Raw genomic sequence first — 3,303 nt, 5'->3', positions numbered from 1 at the left:
GGCCGCCAGGGCCAGCATCGGGCTGCGGAACGCTTGGAGCTGTGCCAGCAGATAGCGGGCGCCGCCATCAAGGTTCTGCATCGGATCGCGCGGATCGACGCCGAGCAATTGCGCGGTCCCCGGCATGAGTTGCGTGAGCCCCATGGCGCCCTTCGGGCTGCGAGCCCGCGGGTCGAAGCGGGATTCCTGCCAGATCATCGCCTGGAAGAGCGCCTGCCATTGCCGCGGCGAGAGGCCAGAGGAGCGCAACGCCGGGTGGTGCTGGTAACGTGCCGCCGTGCGATCGATGCTGGATTGGATGCGGGGCGCGCGCAGGGGCTTGTTCGGAGCAGCACCGGAGGCCTGACGCAGCGCCTGGCGCAGGTCGGTCTCGTTGCCCGAGAGGGAAGTGGCAGTGCCAGCGTTCGGGGCGACGAAATTGCGTGCGTTGCGGAAGCGCTGGACGCTGGTGACATCGGGCGCAGATTGTGCAGCCGTCCCGAAGCGGATGACATCGGCGCTGGCCGGGGTGGCGGCGAGAAGGCCAATAATAGCAACTGTACCGACGAGGAACGGGATCCTATGCGCGTCCCGCTGCGGGCAAGGCCAGGCTCTCGCCAGCTCGAATAGGGTAGGCTGAGACTTTAAATCCCAGCTCCATGAGAAGACTGGTAACCCCAATCGCTGTCTTGATCTCGCGATAGGCAATGTCACCGGGCTTGCGGCGCTCTTCGCGGCCTTCCTTTTTGGCGCGCTGGCGTTCTCTCGCGTGGTCGCGCGCGGTGACCAGCACCACGAATTCGTCCTGATCGGGCGAAACTGCGACGAGATACCAGCTGCCGTACCATTGATAACCACGAAGCTCAGGGTCCTGCTGGCAGATGACATGCAACTGCCAGCCCTGATCCAAAACTTCCTGAAGTCCTGCGATTGTAACCACATCAGACGGGATTCTTCTGTCGTTGCTCACCGTCAGGCGCTCCATACAAGGCTGCCTGACATCATTGCTGACGTCAGGATCACATTTCTATAGTAAGCGCGCAAGCTATAATTTTGTAAAAAATAGATGCAGCACTTGTTAGCTGATAAACGCTGGAGTGCTACATTCCAAGAGAAACGGCGCATGGGATGATCCTACGCCGTTTGCCGCGACCGGTTCGCCCGGGCGGTTCTGTCGTCATCGCTCGCGACGAATGCCGCGGGTTCGGTCAGGTCAGCCGAGCGGCCGATCGATGCCGAGACCTGTGTCCTTCAGGCGGGCCGGATCGACGACCGAGAGATCGAAGACAAGAAACCGGCCATCTTTATTGCCGCAGACCGGCCCCATCTCGCGCGCTTGCCACCCGACGCGACGGGCCATGCGGAGAAAGGCAGGTGACCCCAGACACAGGCACGACTTGGCATCGCTGGCGAAGAGAAAATCGTTGATTGCGCCCAGCATGGCGTTTGCGATCCCGGCGCCGGCGGTGTTGACGAAGCGGGTCAACTCCCATGTGGACGGGTCTACCGGTGGCGGATCGAAACAAAGCTCGCGCGGCAGCCCGGGCAACATTCCCAAGACGGCGTCGCGGATCATATAGCTATATCGATAGTTCCCATGGCCTGTCCGCTGATCTGCACGCCGGAGCCTGCCACCTCCGACCACCTCAATACCGATATGGGCGATGACATAGGTTGTATCGAAGCTGTCATATTGCTCGAACTCCAGATCTTCCGCCTGCCAAAGCGACCAATCCTTCCGTTCGATGAAGACGTCGCGGCGCAGTGTCAGATATGCGCCGACAAGATTCCAACGGTTGGCGTCTTGCGGAAATCGGAGAATGCTGATTTGCACCTCCCTCCCTGTCGATAAGCGAGGCACGGCTTGAGATGTATTGGGCTCTGCATGATTTAACATTTACCACCTAACGGAACGGCGGATCCGAGGCACATCCGGATGCCGGTTTTCTGGTCGAGAAGCCACAGGCCGAAATCGCGGCTCTCCAAGATCAGCGTCTGCTCTTCGCTCCGGCCTTCGAAGGCTTGCAGCAGCGCCTGTGCCATACTCAGGCTGATCTCGGCTTGGAACTTCAGCTCGAGATTCCGATGCAAGCCCATCATGTTATTCATCCTTTTGTTCTCTGCACCGGCGATTTCTCGCCAACCAAACAGCCTTGGGGTCGACACACCACCCCAGTTGTCTGAAGGTCCTGTCTATTGGTACAGAACATTTGGATAACCTATGCTATCGACGCTTATTCCAGCGTACGAGCTGGAGATGGAGGCCCTTCGCGGTACAGCATCCGCGGGCCATATTTTTGGATTTGGCTACACAATGGACGAGGGGGTAATGTTCATGGAAAACACCTTCCCCAAAGCGTGGCGCCGCAAGTACAGCAACGACGCACTGCTGATCCGCGATCCGGTCGTACTTTGGTTTACCGCCCAAACGGGTGCGGTGCGCTGGTCCGAAATTGGCGACCCGGACCGCCACGGCGTTCTGGAACGCGCAGGCAGATACGGGCTCAAATACGGGGCGGTCTTCTCGACGGAATATGATCGAAAACGGCACTTCATGACGGTGTCGCGATCCGATCGCGAACTTAGCGATGCCGAAATCCAGAATCTCGAGCAACGCTTCAGCGTCTGGACACGCTGTGTCATGGACGGGATTCCGCATCTGACGGAGACAGAGATCGAGGTGCTTCGTGCGGCCAGCGCCGGCAAAGATCAGGCGGAGTCGGCGGTAGAGCAGGATGTCAGCGTCAGCACGATCAAGCAGCGCCAGTCTCGAGCGCGCGAGAAGCTCAATGCCAAGAACCTGACTGAGGCGGTGCATTTTGCCACTGCGGCGCGGTTGATCTAACCGATTAGATTGTCCTTGGGGACATCGCATTCACATTTTCCTTTCCTTCATCGATCCGACAAAGGCATGACGGGTCGGAGAACGGATGAGGGCAGAATGACTAATCATACAGTTGCGAAACGCGCACGGCCCTTCGAAAAGGTGGATCGTGATGGCCAGACAGGCTGGCTATATGAATGGGACAACGGCGAGTTTACCCTTCTGTTTATCCCTGAAAATTTCTCCTTCTCTCTGGACAAGTCGATTCAAATCGGCAGGCCAACTGCAAGCGAGGGTTGAAGGTCCGCTGAAAGCGTTCTAACGTATCTATAGTTTGCGCGACAAGTGATGGATATGTTTGATGCCGCGATCAAATCACTTTTGGAGGTCCGTGGCATTTGCATTGTAAGCGTTCGCTGGCCATCACGGTTAGCTTAGCTTGACGGCCTGAAGTTCCACGGCAGCAGGTCGTCGATGCGGCTTTGCGGGTGTCCGTTGGC

At 58.4% G+C, this 3,303-nt stretch carries 6 protein-coding genes; 2 read left to right on the top strand and 4 right to left on the bottom strand.

The genetic code is table 11. The annotated features are described in order from the left end of the window. From FN835_RS21745 to FN835_RS20925, 4 genes are all read right to left on the bottom strand, one after another. Positions 1-249 (bottom strand): lytic transglycosylase domain-containing protein (locus FN835_RS21745; RefSeq protein WP_342778605.1); only part of this gene is annotated, 249 nt, incomplete at its 3' end. A gap of 310 nt (positions 250-559) precedes the next feature. Beyond that, on the bottom strand, positions 560-964 hold the full coding sequence (locus FN835_RS21740) for a hypothetical protein (protein ID WP_246098836.1): 405 nt from the start codon (positions 962-964) through the stop codon (positions 560-562). A 228-nt stretch (positions 965-1,192) separates the two neighbouring features. After that, positions 1,193-1,813, bottom strand: a complete 621-nt coding sequence (locus FN835_RS20930) for an acyl-homoserine-lactone synthase (RefSeq protein WP_185958797.1) — start codon at positions 1,811-1,813, stop codon at positions 1,193-1,195. Between the two features lie 56 nt (positions 1,814-1,869). After that, a complete protein-coding gene (locus tag FN835_RS20925; protein WP_142665162.1) occupies positions 1,870-2,079 on the bottom strand; it encodes a hypothetical protein in 210 nt (69 codons plus the stop codon). Positions 2,080-2,314: 235 nt separating this feature from the next. On the opposite strand from FN835_RS20925, the gene FN835_RS20920 reads away from it, so the two are divergent. Further along, positions 2,315-2,824 carry a helix-turn-helix transcriptional regulator gene (locus FN835_RS20920; protein WP_185958796.1) on the top strand — a complete coding sequence of 170 codons (510 nt, stop codon included), beginning with the start codon at positions 2,315-2,317 and terminating at the stop codon, positions 2,822-2,824. A 96-nt stretch (positions 2,825-2,920) separates the two neighbouring features. Further along, entirely contained in the window at positions 2,921-3,103 is a 183-nt protein-coding gene (locus FN835_RS20915) for a hypothetical protein (protein WP_142665160.1), read from the top strand. The last annotated feature ends 200 nt before the right edge of the window (positions 3,104-3,303 follow it).

Origin of the sequence: Paracoccus laeviglucosivorans, assembly GCF_900182695.1 — a bacterium.
Taxonomy (GTDB): domain Bacteria; phylum Pseudomonadota; class Alphaproteobacteria; order Rhodobacterales; family Rhodobacteraceae; genus Paracoccus; species Paracoccus laeviglucosivorans.
The sequence above is the reverse complement of the archived record's forward strand: the minus strand, read 5'-3'. Positions and strand labels throughout refer to the sequence as shown.

Bases quoted from the DNA above. Each gene is read 5' to 3' on its own strand.
- FN835_RS21740 (WP_246098836.1), bottom strand. From the start codon at position 964: ATGGAGCGCCTGACGGTGAGCAACGACAGAAGAATCCCGTCTGATGTG.
- FN835_RS20925 (WP_142665162.1), bottom strand. From the start codon at position 2,079: ATGATGGGCTTGCATCGGAATCTCGAGCTGAAGTTCCAAGCCGAGATC.
- FN835_RS20915 (WP_142665160.1), top strand. From the start codon at position 2,921: ATGACTAATCATACAGTTGCGAAACGCGCACGGCCCTTCGAAAAGGTG.
- FN835_RS20920 (WP_185958796.1), top strand. From the start codon at position 2,315: ATGGAAAACACCTTCCCCAAAGCGTGGCGCCGCAAGTACAGCAACGAC.